21 protein-coding genes are annotated in these 24,123 nt (G+C 58.0%); 8 read left to right on the top strand and 13 right to left on the bottom strand.

The genetic code is table 11. The features are described 5' to 3' along the window. Positions 1-139: 139 nt before the first annotated feature. The 5 genes from ACMXYH_RS27080 to rplM all read right to left on the bottom strand — a co-directional run bounded on the left by ACMXYH_RS27080 (position 140) and on the right by rplM (position 3,829). Positions 140-922, bottom strand: a complete 783-nt coding sequence (locus tag ACMXYH_RS27080; RefSeq protein ID WP_129441363.1) for a cytochrome c1 — start codon at positions 920-922, stop codon at positions 140-142. Continuing rightward, a complete protein-coding gene (locus ACMXYH_RS27085) occupies positions 922-2,133 on the bottom strand; it encodes a cytochrome b (RefSeq protein ID WP_201185763.1) in 1,212 nt (403 codons plus the stop codon). Before ACMXYH_RS27085 ends, ACMXYH_RS27080 begins: the two co-directional genes overlap by 1 nt. Then, positions 2,133-2,726, bottom strand: coding sequence for a ubiquinol-cytochrome c reductase iron-sulfur subunit (gene petA, locus ACMXYH_RS27090; RefSeq protein ID WP_129441361.1), 594 nt, complete (start codon positions 2,724-2,726; stop codon positions 2,133-2,135). Before petA ends, ACMXYH_RS27085 begins: the two co-directional genes overlap by 1 nt. A 267-nt stretch (positions 2,727-2,993) precedes the next feature. After that, positions 2,994-3,386: a 30S ribosomal protein S9 gene (gene rpsI / locus ACMXYH_RS27095; protein ID WP_003216038.1), complete on the bottom strand. Its 393-nt coding sequence runs from the start codon at positions 3,384-3,386 to the stop codon at positions 2,994-2,996. A 14-nt stretch (positions 3,387-3,400) separates the two neighbouring features. Then, positions 3,401-3,829, bottom strand: a complete 429-nt coding sequence (gene rplM / locus ACMXYH_RS27100) for a 50S ribosomal protein L13 (protein WP_007905295.1) — start codon at positions 3,827-3,829, stop codon at positions 3,401-3,403. A gap of 245 nt (positions 3,830-4,074) precedes the next feature. Here rplM and ACMXYH_RS27105 point away from each other — a divergent pair, with 245 nt between their 5' ends. After that, entirely contained in the window at positions 4,075-5,115 is a 1,041-nt protein-coding gene (locus ACMXYH_RS27105) for an NADP(H)-dependent aldo-keto reductase (RefSeq protein ID WP_415765496.1), read from the top strand. Between the two features lie 104 nt (positions 5,116-5,219). On the opposite strand, the gene ACMXYH_RS27110 is transcribed toward ACMXYH_RS27105, so the two are convergent. Continuing rightward, on the bottom strand, positions 5,220-6,356 hold the full coding sequence (locus tag ACMXYH_RS27110) for an acyl-CoA dehydrogenase family protein (RefSeq protein ID WP_129441357.1): 1,137 nt from the start codon (positions 6,354-6,356) through the stop codon (positions 5,220-5,222). 244 nt (positions 6,357-6,600) lie between these two features. Between ACMXYH_RS27110 and ACMXYH_RS27115 the strand changes: the two genes are divergently transcribed. The 5 genes from ACMXYH_RS27115 to ACMXYH_RS27135 all read left to right on the top strand — a co-directional run bounded on the left by ACMXYH_RS27115 (position 6,601) and on the right by ACMXYH_RS27135 (position 12,970). Next, positions 6,601-7,497, top strand: a complete 897-nt coding sequence (locus tag ACMXYH_RS27115) for a GlxA family transcriptional regulator (protein WP_173860460.1) — start codon at positions 6,601-6,603, stop codon at positions 7,495-7,497. A 155-nt stretch (positions 7,498-7,652) separates the two neighbouring features. Next, on the top strand, positions 7,653-9,599 hold the full coding sequence (locus ACMXYH_RS27120) for a flavin monoamine oxidase family protein (protein WP_415765497.1): 1,947 nt from the start codon (positions 7,653-7,655) through the stop codon (positions 9,597-9,599). A 199-nt stretch (positions 9,600-9,798) separates the two neighbouring features. Continuing rightward, positions 9,799-10,686 (top strand): nitrilase family protein, encoded by an 888-nt coding sequence (locus ACMXYH_RS27125; RefSeq protein ID WP_415765498.1) that lies wholly within the window; start codon positions 9,799-9,801, stop codon positions 10,684-10,686. A 16-nt stretch (positions 10,687-10,702) separates the two neighbouring features. Continuing rightward, on the top strand, positions 10,703-11,911 hold the full coding sequence (locus ACMXYH_RS27130) for a hypothetical protein (protein WP_415765499.1): 1,209 nt from the start codon (positions 10,703-10,705) through the stop codon (positions 11,909-11,911). 78 nt (positions 11,912-11,989) lie between these two features. Further along, positions 11,990-12,970, top strand: coding sequence for an asparaginase (locus ACMXYH_RS27135; protein WP_415767756.1), 981 nt, complete (start codon positions 11,990-11,992; stop codon positions 12,968-12,970). A gap of 56 nt (positions 12,971-13,026) precedes the next feature. On the opposite strand, the gene zapE is transcribed toward ACMXYH_RS27135, so the two are convergent. The 3 genes from zapE to ACMXYH_RS27150 all read right to left on the bottom strand — a co-directional run bounded on the left by zapE (position 13,027) and on the right by ACMXYH_RS27150 (position 16,222). Beyond that, positions 13,027-14,121 carry a cell division protein ZapE gene (gene zapE / locus ACMXYH_RS27140; RefSeq protein ID WP_008155962.1) on the bottom strand — a complete coding sequence of 365 codons (1,095 nt, stop codon included), beginning with the start codon at positions 14,119-14,121 and terminating at the stop codon, positions 13,027-13,029. A gap of 91 nt (positions 14,122-14,212) precedes the next feature. Next, a complete protein-coding gene (locus ACMXYH_RS27145; RefSeq protein ID WP_129441347.1) occupies positions 14,213-15,568 on the bottom strand; it encodes a tryptophan--tRNA ligase in 1,356 nt (451 codons plus the stop codon). A gap of 24 nt (positions 15,569-15,592) precedes the next feature. Then, the gene (locus ACMXYH_RS27150) at positions 15,593-16,222 is read right to left on the bottom strand and encodes an alpha/beta hydrolase (protein WP_129441345.1); all 630 of its coding nucleotides are present in this window, start codon (positions 16,220-16,222) and stop codon (positions 15,593-15,595) included. Between the two features lie 144 nt (positions 16,223-16,366). Between ACMXYH_RS27150 and ACMXYH_RS27155 the strand changes: the two genes are divergently transcribed. Next, positions 16,367-16,801, top strand: coding sequence for a YhcB family protein (locus ACMXYH_RS27155; protein WP_129441343.1), 435 nt, complete (start codon positions 16,367-16,369; stop codon positions 16,799-16,801). 256 nt (positions 16,802-17,057) lie between these two features. On the opposite strand, the gene ACMXYH_RS27160 is transcribed toward ACMXYH_RS27155, so the two are convergent. Continuing rightward, positions 17,058-17,786 (bottom strand): OmpA family protein, encoded by a 729-nt coding sequence (locus ACMXYH_RS27160; protein WP_129441341.1) that lies wholly within the window; start codon positions 17,784-17,786, stop codon positions 17,058-17,060. 117 nt (positions 17,787-17,903) lie between these two features. Continuing rightward, positions 17,904-18,548 carry an MBL fold metallo-hydrolase gene (locus ACMXYH_RS27165; RefSeq protein ID WP_056740859.1) on the bottom strand — a complete coding sequence of 215 codons (645 nt, stop codon included), beginning with the start codon at positions 18,546-18,548 and terminating at the stop codon, positions 17,904-17,906. A 233-nt stretch (positions 18,549-18,781) separates the two neighbouring features. On the opposite strand from ACMXYH_RS27165, the gene ACMXYH_RS27170 reads away from it, so the two are divergent. Continuing rightward, positions 18,782-19,600 (top strand): PP2C family serine/threonine-protein phosphatase, encoded by an 819-nt coding sequence (locus ACMXYH_RS27170; RefSeq protein WP_415765500.1) that lies wholly within the window; start codon positions 18,782-18,784, stop codon positions 19,598-19,600. Between the two features lie 54 nt (positions 19,601-19,654). Here the strand turns inward: ACMXYH_RS27170 and ACMXYH_RS27175 are convergent, their stop codons facing one another. Together ACMXYH_RS27175 and ACMXYH_RS27180 are read right to left on the bottom strand one after the other, a co-directional pair. Beyond that, positions 19,655-22,393 (bottom strand): LuxR C-terminal-related transcriptional regulator, encoded by a 2,739-nt coding sequence (locus ACMXYH_RS27175; RefSeq protein ID WP_415765501.1) that lies wholly within the window; start codon positions 22,391-22,393, stop codon positions 19,655-19,657. Positions 22,394-22,756: 363 nt separating this feature from the next. Beyond that, the gene (locus ACMXYH_RS27180) at positions 22,757-24,121 is read right to left on the bottom strand and encodes a DUF1329 domain-containing protein (protein WP_415765503.1); all 1,365 of its coding nucleotides are present in this window, start codon (positions 24,119-24,121) and stop codon (positions 22,757-22,759) included. Between the last annotated feature and the right edge of the window lie 2 nt (positions 24,122-24,123).

Below are 24,123 nucleotides of genomic sequence, written 5' to 3' on the forward strand. Positions count from 1 at the left end.
CCTCGCTTGTTGAAATTATCGGAAACGGAAAAACGCGCGCGCCCAGAGGGCGCCTCCCGTAACGCCTGGATCACCAGGCTCGTTACACCTTCAGAGACGCCCTTGGGCGCGCGCGATTGACAGCAATTTTACAGCATTATCAATGGACGTCTTTCCAGTATTCACGCTTGAGCAAGTATGCGAATACGAAGAAGAACGCCAGGTACAGCAACACATAGGTACCGATGCGCTGATGCTGCAGCTTCACCGGGTTGGCCGAGTAGGCCAGGAAGGTCACCAGATTCTTGACCTTCTCGTCGAACTGCTCTTCGTTCAGCGTGCCGGTTTTCGGCAGTATGGTCAGCTGGTCGCAGGCTTCATGAGTCAAAGCCGTGCCGGTCAGCGGATCGTATTGCTTCTTGCCGTCTTCGACGATTTGAACTTGTTTACAGCCTACCACCTGACGACCCTGCAGGCCGACCAGAACGTTAGGCATCCCGACGTTCGGGAACACCTTGTTGTTCACGCCCCAAGGACGCGATGGGTCTTCGTAGAAAGATTTCAGGTAACCGTAGAGCCAGTCAGTGCCACGAACGCGGGCGACCAGGGTCAGGTCGGGCGGCGCCGCACCGAACCAGGTCTTGGCGTCAGCCGGCTGCATGCCGATGCTCATGTGGTCGCCGATCTTGGCGCCGGTGAACACCACCTTCGAGAGCATCAGGTCGTGCGGGATGCCCAGGTCATCGGCGACACGCTCGTAACGCTGGAACTTGGCGCTGTGACAGCCCATGCAGTAGTTGGCGAATGTACGCGCGCCATCTTGCATTGCAGCTTTGTCGGAAACGTCGATATCGACCTTTTCCAGCTCAGGACCACCGTGTTCGGCCGCGAAGGACAGCACAGGCAAAGCAGCAAGAATCAGTACAGCAAATAGCTTTTTCATCAGCCAGTCACCCTTTCCGGAACCGGTTTGGTCTTCTCGAGCCTGGTGTAGAACGGCATCAGAATGAAGTAGGCGAAGTACAGGAAGGTACATATCTGCGACAGCAACGTCCGCTCAGGGGTTGGGGCCAGTACGCCCAGCACGCCCAGGATCACGAACGAGATGCAGAACACCCAGAGCCAGATCTTGCTCAGCCAGCCTTTGTAGCGCATCGACTTGACCGGGCTACGATCGAGCCATGGCAGGACGAACAGCACAGCAATGGCCGCGCCCATGGCGATAACGCCCAGGAGCTTGTCCGGAATCGCCCGCAGAATCGCGTAGAACGGCGTGAAGTACCAGACCGGAGCGATGTGCTCTGGCGTCTTGAAGGCGTTCGCCACTTCAAAGTTCGGCTTCTCGAGGAAGTAGCCGCCCATTTCCGGGAAGAAGAACACGATCGAGCAGAAGATGAACAGGAACACCACCACGCCGACGATATCTTTCACGGTGTAGTACGGGTGGAAGGCAATGCCGTCCAGCGGTACACCGTTTTCGTCTTTGAATTTCTTGATGTCCACGCCGTCCGGGTTGTTCGAACCGACTTCGTGCAGCGCCAGAACGTGCAGCACCACCAGACCGAGGATCACGATCGGCAACGCAACAACGTGCAGGGCGAAGAAGCGGTTCAGGGTGATACCGGAAATCAGGTAGTCACCACGGATCCACTGAGTCAGATCGTTGCCGATGACCGGGATCGCACCGAACAGCGAGATGATCACCTGAGCCCCCCAGTAGGACATCTGGCCCCACGGCAGCAGGTAACCCATGAAGGCTTCAGCCATCAGCGCCAGATAGATCAGCATGCCGAAGACCCACACCAGCTCACGCGGCTTCTGGTACGAACCGTAGAGCAAGCCACGGAACATGTGCAGATAGACCACGATGAAGAACGCCGAGGCGCCGGTGGAGTGCAGCAGACGCAGGATCGAGCCGTACTCGACGTCGCGCATGATGTATTCGACGGAAGCAAACGCCTCTTCCGCCGACGGGGTGTAGCTCATGGTCAGCCAGACACCGGTAACGATCTGGTTGACCAGAACGAGCAGTGCGAGGGAGCCAAAGAAATAGAAGAAGTTGAAGTTCTTCGGGGCGTAGTACTTGCTGAGATGGTCTTCCCACATTTTGGTCGCGGGAAAGCGCGCATCAACCCAATCCATGAACTTGCTCATCACGCTTTCTCCGTATCGACGCCAATGACAATGACGTCATCGGTTTCATAGGAATGCGGGGGAACTGGCAGGTTCAAAGGCGCAGGTTGCGACTTGTAGACGCGGCCAGCCAGATCGTAGTGGGAGCCGTGGCAAGGGCAGAAATAACCACCTACCCAGTCCTTGCCCAGATCCGCAGGTGCCACTTCTGGACGGAAGGTCGGCGAACAACCCAGGTGTGTGCAGATACCGATCAGCAGCAGAACCTCTGGCTTGATCGAACGCGTTTCTGGATCGACGTAGGTCGGTTGTGTCGAGTTCTTGGAGGTCGGGTCAGACAGCTGGCCCTCGATCTTTTTCAGATTCCCCAGGATTTCCGCGGTTCGGCGGACAATGAACACCGGCTGACCGCGCCACTCAGCAATCATCTGCTGGCCTGGCTCGATTTTGCTGACATTCACCTTCACCGGTGCACCTGCAGCTTTCGCCTTGGCACTGGGAAACCATGACCCCACGAACGGGACCGCAGCCCCCACCGCTCCTGCAGCACCCACCACGGATGTGGCTGCTACCAAGAAGCGACGCCGGCCTGCATTCACGCCGTCATTGCTCATTCAGTCCTCTCCCATCAGCTTTGTGGCCTGTTAAATCAGGCGTCTACTAAGTAAAAATCTGAACTTATAAAAATTTTGCCGAATGGTAATGAAAAGCCCCAATTCTGACAAGGTAATTACCGAGGGGCTCCACTGCCAAGCCTTGCAGTATAGGGCTTCTACGGCTGTGGCAAGTTGTCACAGAGCAATTCTTTGATAAATCGCGCCCATAAAAAAACGCCCAGCTTCGCGAGGAAACTGGGCGTTCTTTTTGAACGTAAAAGCGAATTAACGCTTCGAGTACTGCGGACGCTTACGCGCTTTACGCAGACCAACTTTCTTACGTTCAACTTCACGTGCATCGCGAGTAACGAAGCCAGCTTTGCGCAGAGCGCCACGCAGGGTTTCGTCGTACTGCATCAGTGCGCGAGTGATACCGTGGCGGATTGCGCCAGCTTGACCACTTACACCACCACCGATCACGGTGACGTAGATGTCGAATTTCTCGACAGTCTCAGTCAGTTCCAGCGGCTGACGAACTACCATGCGGGCAGTTTCGCGGCCGAAGAAATTTTCCAGGGTGCGGTTGTTGATGGAGATGTTACCAGTACCCGGACGCAGGAAAACGCGTGCGGTTGCGGTCTTGCGACGGCCAGTGCCGTAATTTTGAGTCGCCGACATAATGAACTATTCCGTTAAAACTTCAGTTCTTGGGGCTGCTGAGCAGTATGAGGGTGTACAGCGCCCGCATAGACTTTCAGCTTACGATACATGTCGCGACCCAGCGGGTTCTTAGGCAGCATGCCTTTGACCGCGGTCTCGATCACGCGCTCAGGGGCTTTAGCGATCAGCTTTTCGAAGTTGATCGACTTGATGCCGCCCGGGAAACCGGAGTGGGAGTAGTAGATTTTGTCGGTGGTTTTAGCACCGGTTACACGAATCTGCTCGGCATTGATAACGACGATGTAATCGCCGGTGTCAACGTGAGGAGTGTACTCAGCTTTATGCTTGCCACGCAGACGGCTCGCGATTTCGGTGGCCAGACGACCCAGGGTCTGACCTGCAGCGTCGACGACAAACCAGTCGCGCTGTACTGTTTCCGGTTTAGCAGTAAAAGTTTTCATTCTTTATAGCCTCAGGGGCCGCCCTGTAAATTAGACGGCGGATCTTACTGAATAGTGCGTACTTTGACAAGTCAAAGGCAGCCGGATACAGACGCTTTCGGGGGCTCGGGTCGGCGCGTCCGTTCAACGGCAAGATTCTTCGGCGGCGGCGCATCACTTCCACTGCAGAAAGAGGTGCGCAATTATGCAGATTGCGAAAAATAATTCAACCTGCTTTTATGATTGTTTTGCCCAAGGAGCACCCGATGGACTATCGACAGCTAGGCCGAACCAATCTGAACGTGAGCGCCATCTGCCTCGGAACCATGACCTGGGGCGAACAAAACAGCGAGGCTGAAGCCTTCGCCCAGATTGAACGGGCCAAAAGCGCCGGGATCAATTTCATCGACACTGCCGAGATGTACCCGGTGCCGCCAAAAGCCGAAACCTACGCAACCACCGAGCGCTACATCGGCAATTACTTCAAAAGCCGCGGTGATCGCGCCGACTGGATCCTGGCCAGCAAGATCGCCGGCCCCGGCAACACCATCGACTACATCCGCGACAAAAACCTGCGGCACAACCGCCAGCACATCACCGAAGCCGTGGACGCCAGCCTCAAGCGCTTGCAGACCGACTACATCGACCTCTACCAGCTGCATTGGCCGGAGCGCAGCACCAATTTCTTCGGTCAGCTCGGCTACAAACACCAAATCGAAGCCAACCTCACGCCGCTGGAGGACACCCTCGAAGCGCTGGACGAACAGGTCAAGGCCGGCAAGATCCGCCACATCGGCCTGTCCAATGAAACGCCATGGGGTACCATGCGCTTCCTCGCCCTGGCCGAAGCCCGTGGCTGGCCACGCGCGGTGTCGATCCAGAATCCGTACAACCTGCTCAACCGCAGCTTCGAAGTCGGTCTGGCGGAAATCGCCATCCGCGAACAGTGCGGCCTGCTCGCCTATTCGCCGCTGGCGTTCGGTTTCCTGTCAGGCAAGTACGAAGGTGGCGCGCGTCCGCCTAAAGGCCGCCTGAGCCTCTACAGCCGCTTCAGCCGCTATTTCAACCCGCAGTCGGAAGCTGCGTGCAGTCGTTATGTGGCACTGGCGAGTGAACACGGCCTGGACCCGGCGCAAATGGCGTTGGCGTTTGTCACTCAGCAGCCATTTGTGACCAGCAACATCATTGGCGCAACAACGATGGAGCAGCTTGAAAGCAATTTAGCGAGCTTCGAGCTGAAACTGTCGGATGAAGTACTGGAGGGGATCGAGGCGATTCACAAGGATCACCCGAACCCGGCACCTTGATTGATTCATAGACCCCATCGCGAGCAAGCTCGCTCCCACAGGTTTTGCGCAATACCTGTGGGAGCGAGCTTGCTCGAGATGGCGGTCTAACAGTCACCGCAAGGTCAAAGCGACCGCGCAATAATCTCCTTCATGATTTCATTGGTCCCCGCATAGATCCGCTGCACCCGCGCATCCGCCCACGCCCGGGCGATCGGGTATTCCCACATGAAACCGTAACCGCCATGCAACTGCACACATTCGTCGAGCACCTTGCATTGCAGGTCAGTGCCCCAGTATTTGGCCATCGCCGCGGTCGGCACGTCGAGCTTGCCTTGCAGGTGCAGTTCCAGACAGCGATCGACGAAGACCCGACCGATCTGAATCTCGGTCGCCATCTCCGCCAGTTTGAAGCGGGTGTTCTGGAAGTCGGCGATCGCCTTGCCGAATGCCTTGCGCTCGCGGGTGTAATCCAGCGTCCATTGCAACGCAGCTTCAGCCGAAGCAAGCCCGCCGATGGCAACGGTAAGACGCTCCTGCGGCAATTCCTGCATCAGGTACGCGAAGCCCATCCCGGCTTGCCCCAGCAGGTTTTCTTTTGGCACTCGCACGTCCTGGAAGAACAATTCCGAGGTGTCCTGAGCCTTCATGCCGACTTTTTCAAGGCGCTTGCCTTTGGCAAAGCCTGGGGTGTTGGCTTCCACCAGAAACAGGCTGGTGCCTTTCGCGCCAGCCTTCGGATCGGTCTTGGCCACGACAATCACCAGGTCAGCGAGAAAGCCGTTGGTGATGAACGTCTTCGAACCGTTGATCACATACTCGTCGCCATCGAGCACCGCGGTGGTTTTCACCCCTTGCAGGTCGGAACCGGCACCCGGCTCGGTCATGGCAATCGCCGTGACCATCTCGCCAGACACCAGTTTCGGCAGGTATTTGTGTTTCAGCGCTTCACTGCCGTAATGCAGGATGTAAGGCGCGACGATGTCCGAATGCAGGGAAAAACCGATACCGGTCAGGCCGAGACGACCGATCTCTTCGATCACCACCGCGCTGTAGAGAAAGTCCGCCCCCAGGCCGCCGTACTCTTCCGGCAGATGCGAACACAGCATCCCCGCCTCCCCTGCCTTGTTCCAGAGTTTGCGGTCGATATAGCCTTGTTTTTCCCATTGCCCATGGAACGGCACGGCCTCTTTTTCGAGGAACGTTCGCACGCTGTCGCGAAAAAGTTCGTGCTCGGAGCTGAACAAGGTTCTGGGGATCATGCGGCACCTGTCGTTATTGTTAGCCGGAATTGACCTTCAGAGACTATGCCTCGCATCCGATACAGGACACTGGACACATCCGACAAAAAATAAGACGATCCAGCCGTCTGGTGACCACTTTCCCCTATAAGAATAAAGTTGAATTATGTCTAACCAAGTCTCCACGCCCTTGCGGCGCGTCAGCATCCTGGCTATCGACCGGGTTTTCGCTTCCACCCTCATGCAAGCCAAGGATTTCTTCCACCTGGCCAGCCTGCGTTACGGCAAACAACTGGGCCAAGGCCTGACTCCGGCGTTCGAAACCCGCCTGGTCAGCCCCGACGGCAAACCGGTAAACAGCTTCAGCGATGTAATCATGCCGGTGGACGGCGGCCTGGAAAACGCCGACATCATTGTCCTTCCAGCGTTCTGGGACGATTTCGACACCCTCTGCCAACGTTATCCACAGGTCCTGCCCTGGCTGCGCCAGCAACATGCTCGCGGCGCAGTACTCTGCGGCGAAGCCACCGGGGTGTTCTGGCTGGCCGAGGCCGGGCTGCTCGACGGCAAGGAAGCGACCACTTACTGGCGTTTCTTCAATGCGTTTGCCGAACGCTTCCCACGGGTTCAGCTCAATCAGGACAAGCACCTGACCGATGCCGACAACCTGTACTGTGCTGGCGGAACCACCTCGGCCTGCGACCTTTACATTTACCTGATCGAACGCTTCTGCGGCGCCAACGTGTCCCAGGCCGTGGCGCGGGATATTCTTTATGAAGTGCAGCGCAGCTACTCGCCAGGACGAATCGGTTTCGGCGGTCAGAAGCTGCACCAGGATGTGATCATCCTGCAGATCCAGCACTGGCTCGAAGAACACTTTGCCGACAAATTCCGCTTCGAAGACGTGGCTCGCGAACACGGCATGAGCATCCGCAATTTCATGCGGCGCTTCCAGACCGCCACCGGCGACAAGCCGCTGCATTACCTGCAACGACTGCGTATCGAGACGGCCAAAGGCTTGCTGTCCGGCAGCCGCAAGAGCATCAAGACCATCAGCTATGAAGTCGGTTACGACGATGCGAGCTTTTTCGCGCGGCTGTTCCGCCAGCACACGGAATTGTCGCCGAACCAGTATCGGCAGCAGTTCCAGCAGGCGGCGTAGCCCAATACCGCAGGGATCCTTAGCCGGAGCCCTGCTGGTCTTTTCCCACGCTAAAAAACGAATAAAGAGTATCTGCGAGCCTTACTTGTCTCCTATACGCTGCGCGTTCAGAACCTCAACATCGTCCCTGAAAACACCATCAGGGAAGATCAACAGTGACTATCGGATCAAGCTACAACTACCCCTCCTATGCCACGAAGGATGCCGCTCGCCCAAAACGCTCGGCGGAAAACAAGTGGAAGGCCCGTTTCCCCAACCCGCCAGATTTGTGCTTCGACTATCGAGCATTGGTTGAACAGGAAAACGGCATCGCCAAGGCAACTGACCCACAACATAAAATTTGCATTATTGGCGCCGGCGTCACCGGACTGACGGCCGCCAGAGAGCTTTATCGTTGCGGGTTCACCCATATCACCCTCATAGAACAATCCAGACGCATAGGCGGCAGACACCTGACCGTCCCTGGAAGCCCGAACTCGGCGATGAGTCATACACCGTTTGAAATGGGGGCCATGCGCATGCCCTTCTTCAATCGGGCGGACGAGTCACCGACAGAGGGCCGGTCGCTGATGGCTTACTACGCCAAGGCATTCGACCTGGCGTTTTCAGATTTTGCCAATCCCGGAAGCCAGTGGGTCACTTCGACCGGTATCTATCTGCGAGAGGGCAGCATGGGCGGCGGACCGACTCCGCAGATGCTGATCTGGAAAAATGAAGATGGCCAGACACCACCTCCCGGTGAAGAACTGCAAAAGGTTTATGCAAAGTGGAAGGCCTTTGCCGATCGCATGACCCGGCACGTCGCAGAGGTTTACGCCAGTCAGGCATGGGAAGCCATGTGGGCTGCTATCGTCGAAAAATACGAGAGCGTTTCGTTTCGCGATCTGGTCAGCATGCCCGCCCTGCAAGCTTGGGATGAACGCTCACCGGGGGACTTTGGCGGAATGGGAATGTCCGCGCAGGAGTCCGCGATCTTCTATGCCATTGGCATCGGCGACGGTAGCTGGGGAGCCTTTTACGATGTCTGCTCCCTTTATCCTCTGCGCACTGCCATTTTTGGATTTAGCAGCCAACTGCAATTGATCCATGGTCGGGTCGACTCAATTGGCGATCCGCTGGATTCACCCTGCCTGCACAGCGAAGCCGTTTTTGACTCGACGGGGCTGAGTTGCGACAGGCCCCGCTACATCGGTCTTGCAGCGTTGGACGAATGCCTGCTGTTCATGAAAACCGACGAAACCGGAAAGTCCTTCTACGAACACTGCCAGGAAAGAAACAACGGTTTGCTCATGGACTCATCCGTTACAAAACTTAAAAAACTGACGAACCAGAAAACACGCGTCTACTACAACTCGAAACATAGTCAACCCGAGCAAATCCAGGAGCACTACGATGACTTTGATTCGGTCATCATGACCCTTCCCTCCTGGCTGATCGAAACTCGCATCAAGCTTGAAAACTTCACGCCACAGATGCTGCCGTTCGAGACGATCAATGCCTATAAAACCGCGCACTGGGAAACCAGTTGCAAAGTCTTCGCACCGTTAAAAAAATCCTTCCTTTCGAAAAACAGAAAAATCCCGCAAGCCATCGTCACTGACAGTTTTATCCACGACGTCTACACCTACCGCTACAACGATAGCTACAGTTATGACTGCATCCTTTTAAGTTACACATGGGAGGACGACGCTACCAAACTCGCCTCATTCACCGACAAGGAACTGGTGAACAAGTGCGCCAAAGAGCTGGACCGGATCCTCATGAACGCCGCCAATATCCAGGAGAAAATCACTCCCTACATTGCCCTGGATCAAGCCGTGGTCCAACGCTGGATCACCGATAAAAATGCGCTGGGTTGTGCAAAGTTATACCGACCCGGCACCTACTACGACGCCGTCAGCCTGATGAAGTACAACCGGGACTTCGCGCATGTTTCAGGTCTGTATTTTTCCGGGGAGTCGTTTTCAGTCGATGCTGGCTGGACCGAGCCGTGCTTTCGGGGCGCCGTCGATGCGGTCATTCATATCTGCAACAAAACCGGCGCAGCCTTCCATGGCGGTTTTTCCATGAGCGACTATCCGCACTATAACGTCAGAACCTGATTAGCTTCCTTGCCCTGGAGCCATGCACGACGTGCATTGGCTCTACTTTGGCGACCCTCCTGCCAAGCGCCTCGCGCAGTCATCTTGGGATACGGACTACACCCTAAACGGAAATAGCTGACTTACACGTTCTCGCCGATTCGACTCTCATAAGCACGCAATTAAACAGCGTGAATAACAATAAAAAGAGGTCATCGGAATGAGCGAGCCAACAAGTCCTGTTCGTGTAGCAGTCGTGCAATTCGATCCACAAGTCGGCATGCAAAATCGCGAAGCAAATCTGCGTAACAGTCTGGAATTAGCGTTGGAAGCGGCAAATGACGGTGCGAATCTCATCGTCCTGCCCGAGCTTTCAAGCACAGGTTACTTCTTCAAAACCCGGCAGGATGCGTTCGAGCATTCGGAGGTCGTTCCCAGCGGGCCGAGCGTGCAGAGCTGGATGGACTTTGCCCGCCAGCACAAGGTTTATCTGGTCGCCGGCTTGACGGAGCGCGACGGCATGCAGCTGTTCAACACCGGCGTTCTTGTCGGGCCTGACGGCTTCATCGGCAAGTACCGAAAAGCACATTTATGGAATCTGGAAAAACTGTGGTTCACGCCGGGCGATCTGGGGTTCCCGGTTTTCGACACCCCAATCGGTCGTATAGGGATGTTGATCTGCTGGGATATCTGGTTCCCGGAAGTACCGCGCATTTTGAGCCAGCAAGGCGCCGACATTATTTGCAGCCTGAACAACTGGGTCTGGACCCCGCCACCCCTGTTCGATGACGCCGGCAAGTGCATGGCGTCGTACCTGACGATGACGGCGGCTCACGTCAATAATGTGTTTATTGCGGCGGCGAGCCGGATCGGCGAAGAGCGAGGTGCACGTTACCTGGGTTGTTCGCTGATCGCGGGCACCAACGGTTGGCCGATTGGCCAGGTGGCTTCAGCGGACAAGCAGGAGATCCTGTTTGCCGACATCGACCTGACCAGCTCGCGCAGCGCGCCCATCTGGAACAACTTGAACGATTTGCATCGCGATCGTCGAGCCGATCTCTACGATCAAATGCTCGGCTACACCCAGCACCCTTGTCTGCCGCGCTGATAAGGGGGCATGACTGATGGACACCACAAACGAAAAACCGCAAAACCGGCTTGTCGCCAGGACGCCGCTGGATACGGCGGTCATCTGGCTGATGCTCGGCGCGGCACTGTTGATCATCTGGCTTTCATTCACCTACCGGTCATCCTGGTCAGCGCATTGGCCAGACTACAGTCACATGGTATCGAGCCTCCCGGAACCGAGCGCCTGGATGCGCTGGATCCTGGGAGACATCAGCGAGGTGGCGTTCTACAAACATGAGTTCGCTTCGATCGGGCTGCTTGCAGGCGCCTATTTGGCCTACTGGGCGAATCGAACGGGAAAAGCCTGGCAAGGCTTTACCATTTGCTACGGCAGCGGATTATGGCCGTGGCTCGTCACCAGCTCATTGCTTGGGCTGTTGCTGAGTAACCTGCTGTGGGGCTGGACGGTCACGGCCACCAGTTGGCAACCCACGTTTGCCGCCTTTGTTTCGTTGCCGGCGGCGATGGTGCTGATGTTCGGTGGCGGCTGGAAGGTCACGATCAATGGCGCAATCATGGGCGCCGTGTTCGTCACCCCGATGTGCTTGCTGATCGTCAATTACGTCTGCAATCCCCTCGGATTACCAGCCGTGATTGGCAATGTCTCGGGCATGGCGGTCGCCAGTGTCGGCGCTTTTCTGCTCTGCCGTTACCTGCCGAGCCTGGTGAAGTCCGACCGACCCGAGAAGCCGTCCGCCCCTGCGCCCGCACCCGCCATAACCAAAACGCCCGACTATGGTGTCGTGTGGAGTCTACGTCGGGTGTTGGCTGACTTTTCGGAAGCGCCGTTCTTCGGCAATGAATGGGCCAGTCTCGGCTTGATCGCGGGGGCCTTGCTGGCTTACACCTTGAACCCGACGAGCCCAGTGTATGGCACGGGCTTGCTGCCCCAACTGATCGCCGCGCAGGCGTTGACTTCGGCGTTAGGGGTAGCGATCTGGCGTCGACAATGGATATTGCGCGGCTGGTATCCCACCTATGTTCCATTGGTGTCAGTCGTGCCCGCGGCCGTTCTGACGTACGGTGGCAGCTGGCAGGTCATAGCCTCAAGCGCACTGCTGGGGGCATTGATTGCGCCACCGCTGGCGTGCGCGATTGCCAAGCGGTTGCCGGCCGACATGCACGGTTTCATCGGCAATGTACTGGCCATGGCCATTAGTACGTTGCTGATCATTCCGTTTATCGGACTGCTGGTAGCCAACTGACGAACGTCACGATTGGGCTGTATCACGGACTCAATTCCGGATACAGCCACTTCTCATCACAAGCTAATGAGGTATCACATGGACCTGCCCAAACTGGCCATTGCGGCGCTCGGCGGCACCGTGAGCATGCAAGCCAGCAACACCGGCGAAGGGGTGATCCCGACCGTCAGCGGCGAAACCCTGCTGGCCTCGGTGCCAGAGTTGGCGACCTTGGCACAGGTCACCGTAGAAACGCTCGGACTGTTGCCCAGTGCCTCACTGGATTTCGACTTTTTGCTGAGCGTCCTTTCCTGGGCTAATGTTCAAATCAGACAAGGTGCGGTGGGTGTTGTCATCACTCAAGGCACAGACACCCTCGAGGAAACCGCCACATTTTTTGACTATTTGTGGGACAACGACGAGCCGTTGGTCCTGACCGGCGCCATGCGTTCGGCAGCCCAGGCAGGGGCCGATGGTCCGGCGAATCTGCTGGATGCTTGCCGGGTTGCACTGGCTGAAAGCAGCCGTCAACGAGGCGTTCACGTGGTGATGAACGGACAGATTCATTCAGCGAACGCCGTCCGCAAAACCGATTCATTAGCATTGCAGGCGTTTTCCTCCCCCATCGTTGGTCCTGTCGGCATGCTGATGGAAAACACCGTCAACTATCTGCGCCTGCCAGTCCAGCGCAGGGTCCTGCCGCTGCCCCAGCTGACCACACAGAAGATTGCCCTGCTGGAAGCGTCACTTTGCGCCGATACCCTGTTAATCGAGAACATCCTCGAACTGGGTTACGACGGACTGGTGATTGCGGGTTTCGGTGCAGGACACGTTGGCGCGAGCTGGGCAGATGTAATTGAAACCATCGCCAGAAAAATCCCTGTCATCGTTGCCACCCGGACAGGTTCCGGCTCCACGGCTCAATCGACCTACGGATTTATTGGCAGCGAGATGGACCTGATCAGTAAAGGTGCATTGATGGCTGGATTTCTCTGTCCACGCAAAGCCCGAATCCTGCTGTGGCTGCTCGTCGGCTGCCAGCGACAAGTTGAAGTGGCGCGCTTTCTCGTTCAAAACTGACACACAGCGCACAAAAAAGGCCTGCAATGCAGGCCTTTTTTGTTATCCGAAATTTCCTACGGCTTGTGCGCCCGGGACAGGAATTCGTGAGACTGCATTTCCAGCAGACGGCTGAGGGTGCGCTGGAACTCAAAGTTCAGGCGACCGCCGGTATAGAGGTCTTTCAACTCGACTTCAGCGGAAATGATCAGCTTCACGTTGCGGTCGTAGAACTCGTCGACCATGTTGATAAAGCGTCGGGCGATGTCGTCGGTGGTGACGCTCATCTGCTCGACACCGCTGAGCAACACAGCGTGGAAGATCTTGCCCAGTTCGATGTAATCGTTCTGGCTGCGCGGGCCGTCGCAGAGTTCGCGGAAGTCGAACCAGGCCACGTCATCGCACGTACGCAAGGCGCGAATTTCGCGGTTCTCGATCATCAGCACATCGTTCTCGATGGCTGCCGTGCATTCCGGCGTCAGGGCGCGGAAGCTCTTGCGCAGGCTTTCGTGGGACGCATCATCCAGCGGAAAGTGGAACAGCTCCGCTTGCTCAAGGTGACGCAGACGATAATCGACGCCGCTGTCGACGTTGACGATCTCGGTGTTCTGCTTGATCAGCGCAATGGCCGGCAGGAAGCGCGCACGTTGCAGGCCGTCCTTGTACAGACCGTCCGGCACGATGTTCGAGGTCGCGACCAGGGTCACGCCGTTCTTGAACAGCTCTTCCATCAGCGTGCCGAGGATCATCGCGTCGGTGATGTCGGACACGAAGAACTCATCGAAACAAATCACCCGGGCTTCGTCAGAGAAGCGCTTGGCGATGATGGTCAGCGGGTTTTTCTCGCCGCCGAGGGTCTTCATCTCTTCGTGCACTCGCTTCATGAAGCGGTGGAAGTGAGTGCGGACCTTTTCCTTGAACGGCAGCGCTTCGAAGAAGGTGTCGACCAGATAGGTCTTGCCACGGCCGACGCCGCCCCAGAAGTACAGACCCTTGACCGGTGCCGCGTCTTTCTTGCCAAACAGTTTGCCGAACAGACCCGGTTTGCTGTGCGAGGCCGCGACCAGATCGTCGTACAGGCGCTGCAAATGGCGCACCGCAGTTTCCTGCGCGGCGTCATGGAAGAATTCCGGGCGTTTCAGATCAGCTTGATATCGTTCTAGGGGCGTCATAATTCGTTAGCAAGGCAACAAAAACGGGCCGTCACTGTAGCGACGGCCCGTGGGAATGGCAATCGGCCCTTGGTCGGGCCGAGCCGCTGATTTATTCCTGAACTGGCGTCAGAGCAACCCGCAAAGTGTCGATGGCGACGTCGCGAGCGGCGTCGTCAGCGAAAGTCGGGCTGTCGGCCACGCACTCGCCTTCCAGCCAGACGCTGAAGCTGCGGTCTTCACTGCGCACATCCAACGGTTGACCCGATTGCAACTGCTTGGTCACTTGACCTGCGGTTTTGCCGTCGGCGAAGTTGCGCGACAACAGCAGCTGCTCGCCATCGGCCGCCAGCAGACGGAAACGGAAGCTGCTGTCTTCTTCGCGGAAACTGACAAAACGCGCGGCTTTCGCGGCTTTCTTCTTGGTGGTGGTCGCGACCTGGGTCTGAGCGACGAAAGAGCGCAGGCCAACCGCTTCACGCAGTTCGTGAAGGAACGGTGTCGCTACCGAGCGGGCCTTCTTGGCGCCGATCTGCAGGATGTCTTCCAGGTCTGCCGGGCGTTCGATCAGCTGGTGATAACGCTCGCGGGACTCGCCCAATTCGTTGTCCAGCAGCTGGAACAGACGATTCTTCGCCTCCCCCCACCCCAGGCCCTGCAACAGTTCGCTGCGGAATTCGTCGGACTGCGCCGGGGTGGCGAAGGCCTGGAACAAGGTGAACAGGTGCGAGTTGTCCGGATCTTTCGCCTCGCCCGGCGCACGGGAGTCGGTGACGATCCGCGAAATCGCGTCCTTCATTTCCTTGGCGCTGCTGAACAACGGAATGGTGTTGTCGTAGCTCTTCGACATCTTGCGACCGTCGAGGCCGGGTAGCGTGGCGACGCTTTCTTCGATCAGCGCCTCGGGCATGGTGAAGAATTCTTTGCCCTGACCGAACAGGTGATTGAAGCGCTGACCGATGTCACGGGCCATTTCCACGTGCTGGATCTGGTCACGGCCGACCGGCACCTTATGGGCGTTGAACATCAGAATGTCCGCGGCCATCAGCACCGGGTAGCTGTACAAGCCCATGGTGATGCCGGCGTCCGGGTCTTCGCCGGTTTCGATGTTCTTGTCCACCGAAGCCTTGTAGGCGTGGGCGCGATTGAGCAGGCCCTTGGCGGCAACGCAGGTCAGCAGCCAGGTCAACTCGGGGATTTCCGGGATGTCGGACTGGCGATAGAAGGTTACGCGGTCCACATCCAGGCCACCGGCCAACCAGGTCGCGGCGATTTCCAGACGCGAGCGCTGGATGCGCAGCGGGTCATCGCATTTGATCAGGGCGTGGTAGTCGGCCAGGAAGTAGAACGAATCGGCATTGCTGTCACGGCTGGCAAGGATCGCCGGGCGGATGGCGCCGGCGTAGTTGCCCAGGTGCGGCGTGCCGGTGGTGGTGATGCCGGTGAGGATACGGGTACGAGTCGTCATGGGTAATCGCTTGTCAGACTGCAATCAATTCGAAAGACGCGGCAGGATCAGATCCTTGAGATCGGTCAGCTTGCCATGAAAAAAGTGTCCGCATTCTGCCACTTTCAGCAGCTCATGGGGGCGTTCGAGCTTGTCGGACCATTCGTAAACGAGCTGCGGATCAATGACTTCGTCGGTTTCTGGCTGAATCAGGGTCAGCTCGCCGTGTTGCGGCAGTTGATCCTGATCGCCCAGACGCATCACCGCAGGCGCGACCATGAACAGGTGCTTGAGCTGCTCACCCTTGGCTTCCAGACGTCCGCCGAGACTTGCTGCAACAAAACCGCCGAAGGAGAATCCGAACAGCGTCAGCGGCAACTCGGGGTGTTTGGCTCGTAGCCATTCGGCAACGGCTTGGGCGTCATCGACTTCGCCCGTGCCCATATCGTGGGTGCCTTCACTGGCACCGACGCCACGGTAGTTGAAGCGCAAAGTAATCAAACCTGCGTCACGCGCGGTGCGCTGCAAGGTCGAGACGACTTTGTTGAGCATGGTGCCGCCCTGCACCGGGTTCGGATGGCAGATCAGCGCCAGGCCGCGGGGCTGTTCGTTATCCAGGTAGAGGGACTCCAGTTGACCAACCGGGCCATCAATCACTACAGGGGTTTCGCGCATAAGCAAGGAAGGAACTCCGTGACCTCGAATCGGGTCGACTCGTCTAGCAAATTGTCTGTGCCAATCTATTGCGAGTGAATCGCGGTATACAGCGCAGGTTCGAGCCGTTAACGTAAAGCAAAGCCGTTTATAGAGGAAGGACTCGTGGAACACTCGCTCTTAGTTTGGTTGTTGCCGACTCTTGCCCTGGTTGTGGGTGTCGCCATTGGTTTCCTGATCGCTCGCCTGGTGCCGAATGCCGCGCCTAGCAGCACACAACGTCAGCTGGATGACGTTCAGGAACGTTTCGACAGTTATCAGAACGAGGTGGTCACCCACTTCAACAGCACTGCAACGCTGGTCAAGAAACTGACTGCGAGCTATCAGGAAGTGCAGGATCATCTCGCCGAGGGTGCCAACCGCCTGGCCCTGGACGAGCAAACCCGCCAACGCCTGCTGGCCTCCCTGCACGCCGACGCGGCCCAGGCCCCGCGCGAACGCCTGACGCCACCGCGCAATCAGGAGCCGCCACGCGATTACGCCCCCAAAGCCCCGAACGCGCCGGGCATGCTCGATGAGCATTACGGCCTGAAGAAGTAATCAGGTTTCGCGCGACACAAAAAGCCTCCGGATGAGTGATTGTCCGGGGGCTTTTTTAATTGCTGATGGTTTTTTGTTGCCTGATCAGGCCCCATCGTCGGAGCGCCGCCCGGAGCAAGCTCGCTCCCACATTTGGAATGCGTTCCCCTGCGGGAGCGAGCCTGCTCGCGAAGGGGCCAGAACTGGCGACACAAAAAAACCGCCCGATTTGTTGAGGATCGGGCGGTTTTTTTATGCCTGGGGTTCAATCAGGCGATCAAGGATACTGCTGAACCGTACCCTGCTGCTGACCACCATACTGCTGACCCGGAATCGCCTTCAGGTTGACCTCGACCCGGCGGTTCTGCGCCCGACCATTGACGTCACCGTTGCTGGCAATCGGGTTATCCGGCCCGGCACCGCGAGCCGACAGGTTGGCACCGCTCACGCCCTGAGACGTCAGGTAAGTCGCCACGCTCTGGGCGCGACGCTGGGACAGGTCCATGTTGTGCTGGCGGCTGCCGGTGCTGTCGGTGTAGCCGACGATCTCGATCTGGTTCTGGCTGAACTCCTTGAGCGAGCCCGCCAGATTGTTCAACGGCTGATAGAAACCCGACGCGATGTTCGCCGAATCGGTGGCGAAGGTGATGTTACCCGGCATGATCAGTTTGATCTGATCACCCTGGCGCTGCACTTCCACCCCGGTGTTGGCCATGCTGGCGCGCAGCTTTTTCTCTTGCTGGTCGGCGTAATAACCGTAACCGGCAGCGGAAGCACCCACCACCGCAGCGCCAATCAGCGCGCCCTTGCCACGGTTATCGTGACCGATGGCGGCACCGGCCAGAGCACCGGCCAGAGCGCCGAGGCCACCGTATTTAGCGGTTTTGCTCATGCCCGTGGAACCACCGTCGGCCTGGCCCTGGTTGTCGTAAGGGTTAGGCGAGGCGCAGCCAGACAGCAAGGCCACAGCCGTAGCGACAATAATCAAACGCTGCTTGGTGAACATGAAGAGCTCCTACTTTTTGCATTCTGTGGTGCAACGGACTAAGGCATTAAATCTTTGCGGGCGTTGGATCATTGCGGATGAAAATAATTCCGCGGCGTGCCTACACAACTGCACCAATCACGCCCGCACAAAAGGGTTCTCGCGCATTTCATCGCCCAGACGGGTGTCCGGACCATGCCCGGTCACCACCGTCGCCTCTTCATCGAGGGTGTACAGCCGCTGCTTGATCGACCGCACGATGGTTGCCTGATCGCCCCCCCACAAATCCGTGCGCCCTACCCCGCGACGAAACAACGTGTCACCGGCAATCAGCAGCTTAGCCTCTGAAAACCAAAAGCTCATGGAACCCGGCGTATGACCCGGCGTGTGCAACGCCACGCCGCAACCGCAGGCCAGTTCTTCATCATCGGCCAACCAGCGATCCGGCGACGGCACCGGAGTGTAGGGCACACCGAACATCTGGCACTGCATCTCCAGGTTGTCCCACAGAAATTGATCTTCTTTATGCAGGTGCAGGGTTGCGCCGGTTTTCTCCTTCAACTGACCGGAAGCCAGGAAGTGATCGAGGTGCGCATGGGTATGAATGATGCTGACCACCTTCAGGCCCAGTGCGTCGAGCCGCGCGAGGATCAGTTCGTGATTACCGCCCGGATCGACCACGATGGCTTTTTTAGTAATCGGGTCGCCGATGATCGTGCAGTTGCACTGCAATGGGCCGACGGGGAAGGTTTCGCGGATGAGGGCTGTATTCGGGGTTTGCATGGGTTTAATCCTGGTGCCAAGGCTGGGTACTGCGGTTGTGATGCGCAAAATTGATAGGTTATCCTCGCGCCGCGCCTATTTTGAAACAAGACGGCAGGAAGGCAATGCCTGGTTCAAACGATTCTTGAAGCGGTATTTGTAACGCTCAGCCTAAAAAGGATAATCCCATGCAAGAAGACTATCTCCTTCGTCAGGACATTAAAGGTATTGAAGCCCGGGCACAGGTCTGAACCATGCCTGAGATCCCGGAAGACTTCAGCTGTAAAACGACCTGCGCGTTTGTGGCAGGACGCTCGCACCTCAAGACACAAACGCCTTGCCAGGACTATGTCGCGGCCAGAGAGTCCAACGAGGTGACCTGCATTTCATTGGCCGATGGGGCTGGCTCCAGAGCCAGATCCGACATCGGCGCCCAAGTAGCGGTCACGGCCACCCTGGCCTTTGTCTGCAAAAACTTTGAAAGCCTCTGGCAAAACATGGACAAACACAACGTGAAGGCAGCCCAGCGACTGGTCAATCGCTGCCTGGACGCGTTCAGACGCAAATCTGCAAAGCTCGGCGGCGATATCAACGACCTGGCCTGCACCTTGTCGTTCGTCGCTTACTCACGAGGCCGCTACCTGGCGGGCCACTTGGGCGATGGCGTTATCGCAAGCCTTGATGCGGACGGACAACTCCTGGCCCTTTCTCATCCAGAAAATGGCGAGCTCGCCAATACCACCCTGCTTCTGACTGACCATAAAGCGGCGTCGCGGCTCAGGTTGTACCGTGGGCAAATCGAAGCCACCACTGGCTTCGCGATCATGAGCGACGGCACCGCAGAAAGCTTCTATGACAAATCCAGCGGCGTCCCCGCCCCGGCGATCCAAGAGCTGCTGGAGTGGAATGCAACGTTACCCAGAAAAAAAATGAAGGACGTGTTGGGTGACAACTTGCAACAGTCCATCGCCAGTAAAACCGGAGATGACTGCTCCATCGGCTTACTGTCGATCCTGAAGCACTCCATCGACGTGGGGCAGACATCCGGAGTGACTGTCTCAGAGGAGAAATGACCGAAAACCTCTGATCGCAAGGCCCAACTTGTTTCGGAGGTCTTCAAACGGCAATTACTGCAACACACCCAACTCTTTCGCCCTGGCGACCGCTTGCGTTCGCCGCTCCACCCCAAGCTTGCTGTTGATATGGCTGGCATGGGTTTTCACCGTGTGCAGCGAAATAAACAACTGATCGCTGATCTCCTGATTCGAACAGCCTTGGGCGATCAGTCGCAGGACAGCCATTTCCCGCGTACTGAGTTGTTCCGCCGCAGTGGATGACTCCACTGCGGGACGGGCTGCCACTGTCGGAAGTTGTTCTGAAAGGCTCTGTGAAACGGGCGTCGGCGCACCGAGTTGAAGTTGTCCACGCAGCCAGTCCGAATGTTCAGCCAACAACCTGTCAAACGGTTGCAGCACTCCACCGGCCGCTGCTTCCAGCGCCTGACTCAAGGCCTTGCGGGCCTCGGGTTCGCGTCCGCACCCCAGCAATAACGTCACTTTCTGAGTCAGTGCCATCACGCTGAGCAGTTGCCTGCCGGTTTGCTGCCCATGCTCAAGCAACGCATTCAATCGTCCTTCGGCCAGCATCGGCTGCCCCTGAATGACCTCCAGCAAGGCCTGCTGCAACTCGATATGCAGCGGCAGTTGCGGATGGAACTCCGGAGGGGCTGCCGCGTGTTCACCGTTATAGGTCTGACCCAAGCGAGCGAGCCAGGCTTCGGCCAGATCGGTACGCCCCTGAGCCAGCCAGAGTTCGCATTTGACCAGGGTGATCATCGCCAGGTAGTAGATCGGTGGCACGTCCCAGATGTGCATCAGGCGCTCGGCTTCGGCGAGTTCAGCGAAGGCTTTGGCGAATTCGCCGCTGCTGCCCTCAAGCCTGGCGATCACGCAATGACCGATCAATACGCTGATATCACGACAGGCGCGTGCTTCATTCAAACCGGCTTGCAAGCGTGCCCGTGCGGTTTGGGGCTGCAAGCGCAGGGCTAGCAAAAAACCTTCGTACAAAGTCAGTCGGGCGCGTACGGCATACAGCCGTTGCGGGGATAACCGTTGCAGGCGTTGCAGCCCCTGACGCACTTCATCCAGCGAACGAAGGATTTCCCCTCGCGCTTGCAGCACGCGAGCGCGGTCATAATGGGCCAGAGCTTCGAACAGCGGGTTGCCGACCCGTTGCGCCAACTCCAGAGATTCACGGTTCAACCCGCGGGCACGCCACAAGTCGCCGTCGGCAATGGCCAGGTTGGACAGGGTCGAGAGGCACATCAGGCGTTGCCCGTAGCGTTTGGCGGGCAGGCTCTCCTGCGCTTCGGTGCAATAGAGCAGCGTCAGCTCGCGATTGCCGCGCCCGCGGGCGATGATCCCGCTCAGGGCCAGCCATTGCGCCAGCATGGATTTCTGCGCAGTGGCCGACGGGGCCGGCAGGAAGCGGCTCAAATGACTGGCCAGCTCCTCGGCGGCGTCCAGCTGACAAGCCAGCCCCAACGCCCAGCTGTACAGCACGATCAACCGTGGCGTGCTGATCAGCAGGCTGTCGGGCAAGTCCATTTTCCAGCGCAGCAACATGCCGACGTTCTGTTCGGCCAGCAGTTGTTCTTCGGAGAGGTTCTGCACCAGGTTCGCCGCGACGTCCAGGTGCCCGGCACGCAACGCCTGCTCAACCGCTTCATCGAGCAGCCCCTGGGCATTGAACCAGCGACAGGCGCGCAAGTGCAGGCTGGCCGCCGGCACCATCGCTTGCGCGGTAGGCCGGGTGCGCAACAGGTCGGAAAACAAATGGTGGTAGCGATACCAGTGACCGTTTTCATCCAGTGGCACCAGGAACACCTGATGGGCCAGCAGAAAACGCAGGATCTCGGCACTGTCATGGGCTTCGCGAACGGCGTCGCACAGTTCGCTGCAAAAGCGTTCCTGAGGTGCTGTGTCGTAAAGAAATGACTGCACCTCGGCGGGCAGACAATCGATGACTTCTTCCAGCAGATAATCGCGGATCAGCCCTTCCCCGCCATGCAAGGCCTGCGGCAAAGCACCCTGGGAGCCCGCTTCAGACGCCGCCAGCAGCCAGAAACGCAGTCCGGCGACCCAACCTTCGCTGCGCTGGATGAGGCTCTCCAGCGCTTCGCCGCGCAAGGAGCTGCTGTGCCGATCAAGCAGGGTCAAGGCTTCATCGTGAGTCAGGCGCAAGTCCTGTTCATTCAACTCGAGCAGTTGCCGCGACAGGCGCAGGCGCGCCAGATGCCAGTCCGGCCGCTGCCGACTGGTGACCATGACCAGCAAGCCGTCAGGCAGGTGATTGAGGAAAAATTGCAGGCAGCGATCGAGAACCGGGCCCTGCGCCAGATGGTAGTCATCCAGCACCAACAGCAGAGGCGTACTCGCAGACAGGTGCACGGCCAACTCATCGAGCAAACCGTCCAGCCATTCTTCAAAGGCAAACGGCTGGTGGCGCTGCCGCATTTTCAGCAGCCCCAGGGACTGGCTGCCCAGTCGCGGAAAAAAGTCCTGGAGGCCTTCGAGCAACCGCTCAAGAAAACGTCCGGGATCGCTGTCTCGCGGACTCAACCCCAGCCACAGACTTTGCCAGTGAGCCGGCAAGCCCTGACAGAACTCCACCGCCAACGAACTCTTACCAAACCCCGCCGGTGCGCTGACCAGCAACAACCTGCCACCGAGGCCCGCACTCAGGCGTTCGCACAGACGAGGCCGCAGCACATGGCCGTCGGGCAACGGAGGCCGAAAAAAACGCCCGTCCAGTGCCGCGACGGCAACGCTTGCAGGGCCCGGGTGTGGGGACAGATCAGTCATGGCCGGCTCTTGTTTGAATGGCGGTTGGCGGCGTTGCAGATGTCCGCAGCCTAGCGGTAAACGAAGAGGGAATGAAGGTTATTGCTACAAATGGCTACAAAAAGAATACAAGCAGAAGTTGCGTGGCTTGAGATGAAGTTTTCCTGACAGACCGTATCGCCCCCTTCGCGAGCAAGCCCGCTCCCACACTGGATCTCCATTGCCCACAAATCTTATCCTCACTGAAGATCAAATGTGGGAGCGGGCTTGCTTGCGAAGAGGCCATCACAGACACCGAAGACTCATGGGTCAAATCCCGGGCAAAAAAAACGCCCCGAACCAGTCGGGGCGTTTCTCGAGGATGCGGCCTCTTTTCAGGACAGCTTAGCGAACACCATCCTGGCGCAGAGCGGCCGGAGTGAAGTCGCTGGTGGTGGCGGTGAAGCCGAAGTCATACGCCGATTTCTCTTCGTTCTTCATGCCCAGTGCCAGGTAGCGGCCCGATTGCAGGTCGTACAAGGTTTCCAGGGTGTACCACGGCACTTGAACGTTGTAGTAGTTCTGGGAGTGAGCTTCCGCCACACGCCACAGTTGATTACGACCGTCGTAGTGGTCGATCACGGCCGCTTGCCAGGTGTCTTCGTCGATGTAGAAGTCACGCTTGGCGTAGATGTGACGCTGACCTTCCTTCAAGGTAGCCACCACATGCCAGACCCGGCGCAGCTCGTAACGAGCCAGATCCTGGTTGATGTGACCGGCCTTGATGATGTCGTCGTACTTGAGTTGCGGCGAGTCGAGTTTGTAGCTGTCGGAGGCGATGTACATCTCTTTCTTGCCTTCGAGCTTCCAGTCGTAACGATCCGGTGCACCGTTGTACATGTCCAGGTTGTCGGAGGTACGCAGGCCATCGGCTGCGGTACCCGGCCCGTCATAAGACACTTGTGGTGCGCGACGCACACGACGCTGACCGGCGTTGTAGACCCACGCCGAACGTGGCTCTTTCACCTGGTCGAGGGTTTCGTGCACCAGCAGCACACCACCGGCCAGACGTGCCGGCGCGGTCACTTTCTGCTTGAAGTAGAACAGGATGTTGCCCGGGTTCGCCGGATCGTAATCCTTCATCTTATCGCGGAACACGAACTGGTCCTGGAAGTACACCAGGCTGTACGAGCCGTTCGGCTGCGGCGTGGCCTGGGTCACCAGACGGGTCACGCTGCCACCGCGATAGCGGGTGATGTGGTTCCAGATGACTTCGACGCCGGTCTTCGGAATCGGGAATGGAACTGCGGTTTCGAAGTTCTCCAGACCGTTGCCGCCGGACACCAGGTTAGTGGCGGTGGCATTTTTCTTGATGGAGGCAAACACGGCATCCGGCACGGTCGCGCCGCGATGGGACGGGTAGACCGGCATCTTGAAGGTTTCCGGGTAGCGCTTGAACATCGCGTACTGACCCGGAGCGAGCTTGTCCTTGTACTGGTCGACGTTCTGCGCGGTGATGGTGAACAGTGGTTTTTCACTGGCGAACGGGTCGGACAGGAAGCCTTTGCCGTCGACGTTGCCGGCGTTTTTCGCCATCGGTTTCCAGGCCGGGATCGATCCGTCAGCGTTGCCCGCCATCTCGGCGCCCATCGGGGTCAGGCTCTTGCCCAGTTTGTCCGCTTCGGCCGCAGGGACCGCCGCCATGACGCCGGTCGCCAGCAGCGAAAGCCCCAGAACACCGACGTGGAACAGACTCTTTGTTATTTTCATAG

The sequence above is a fragment of the Pseudomonas frigoris genome, from assembly GCF_047758635.1.
Taxonomy (GTDB): Bacteria; Pseudomonadota; Gammaproteobacteria; order Pseudomonadales; family Pseudomonadaceae; genus Aquipseudomonas; species Aquipseudomonas frigoris.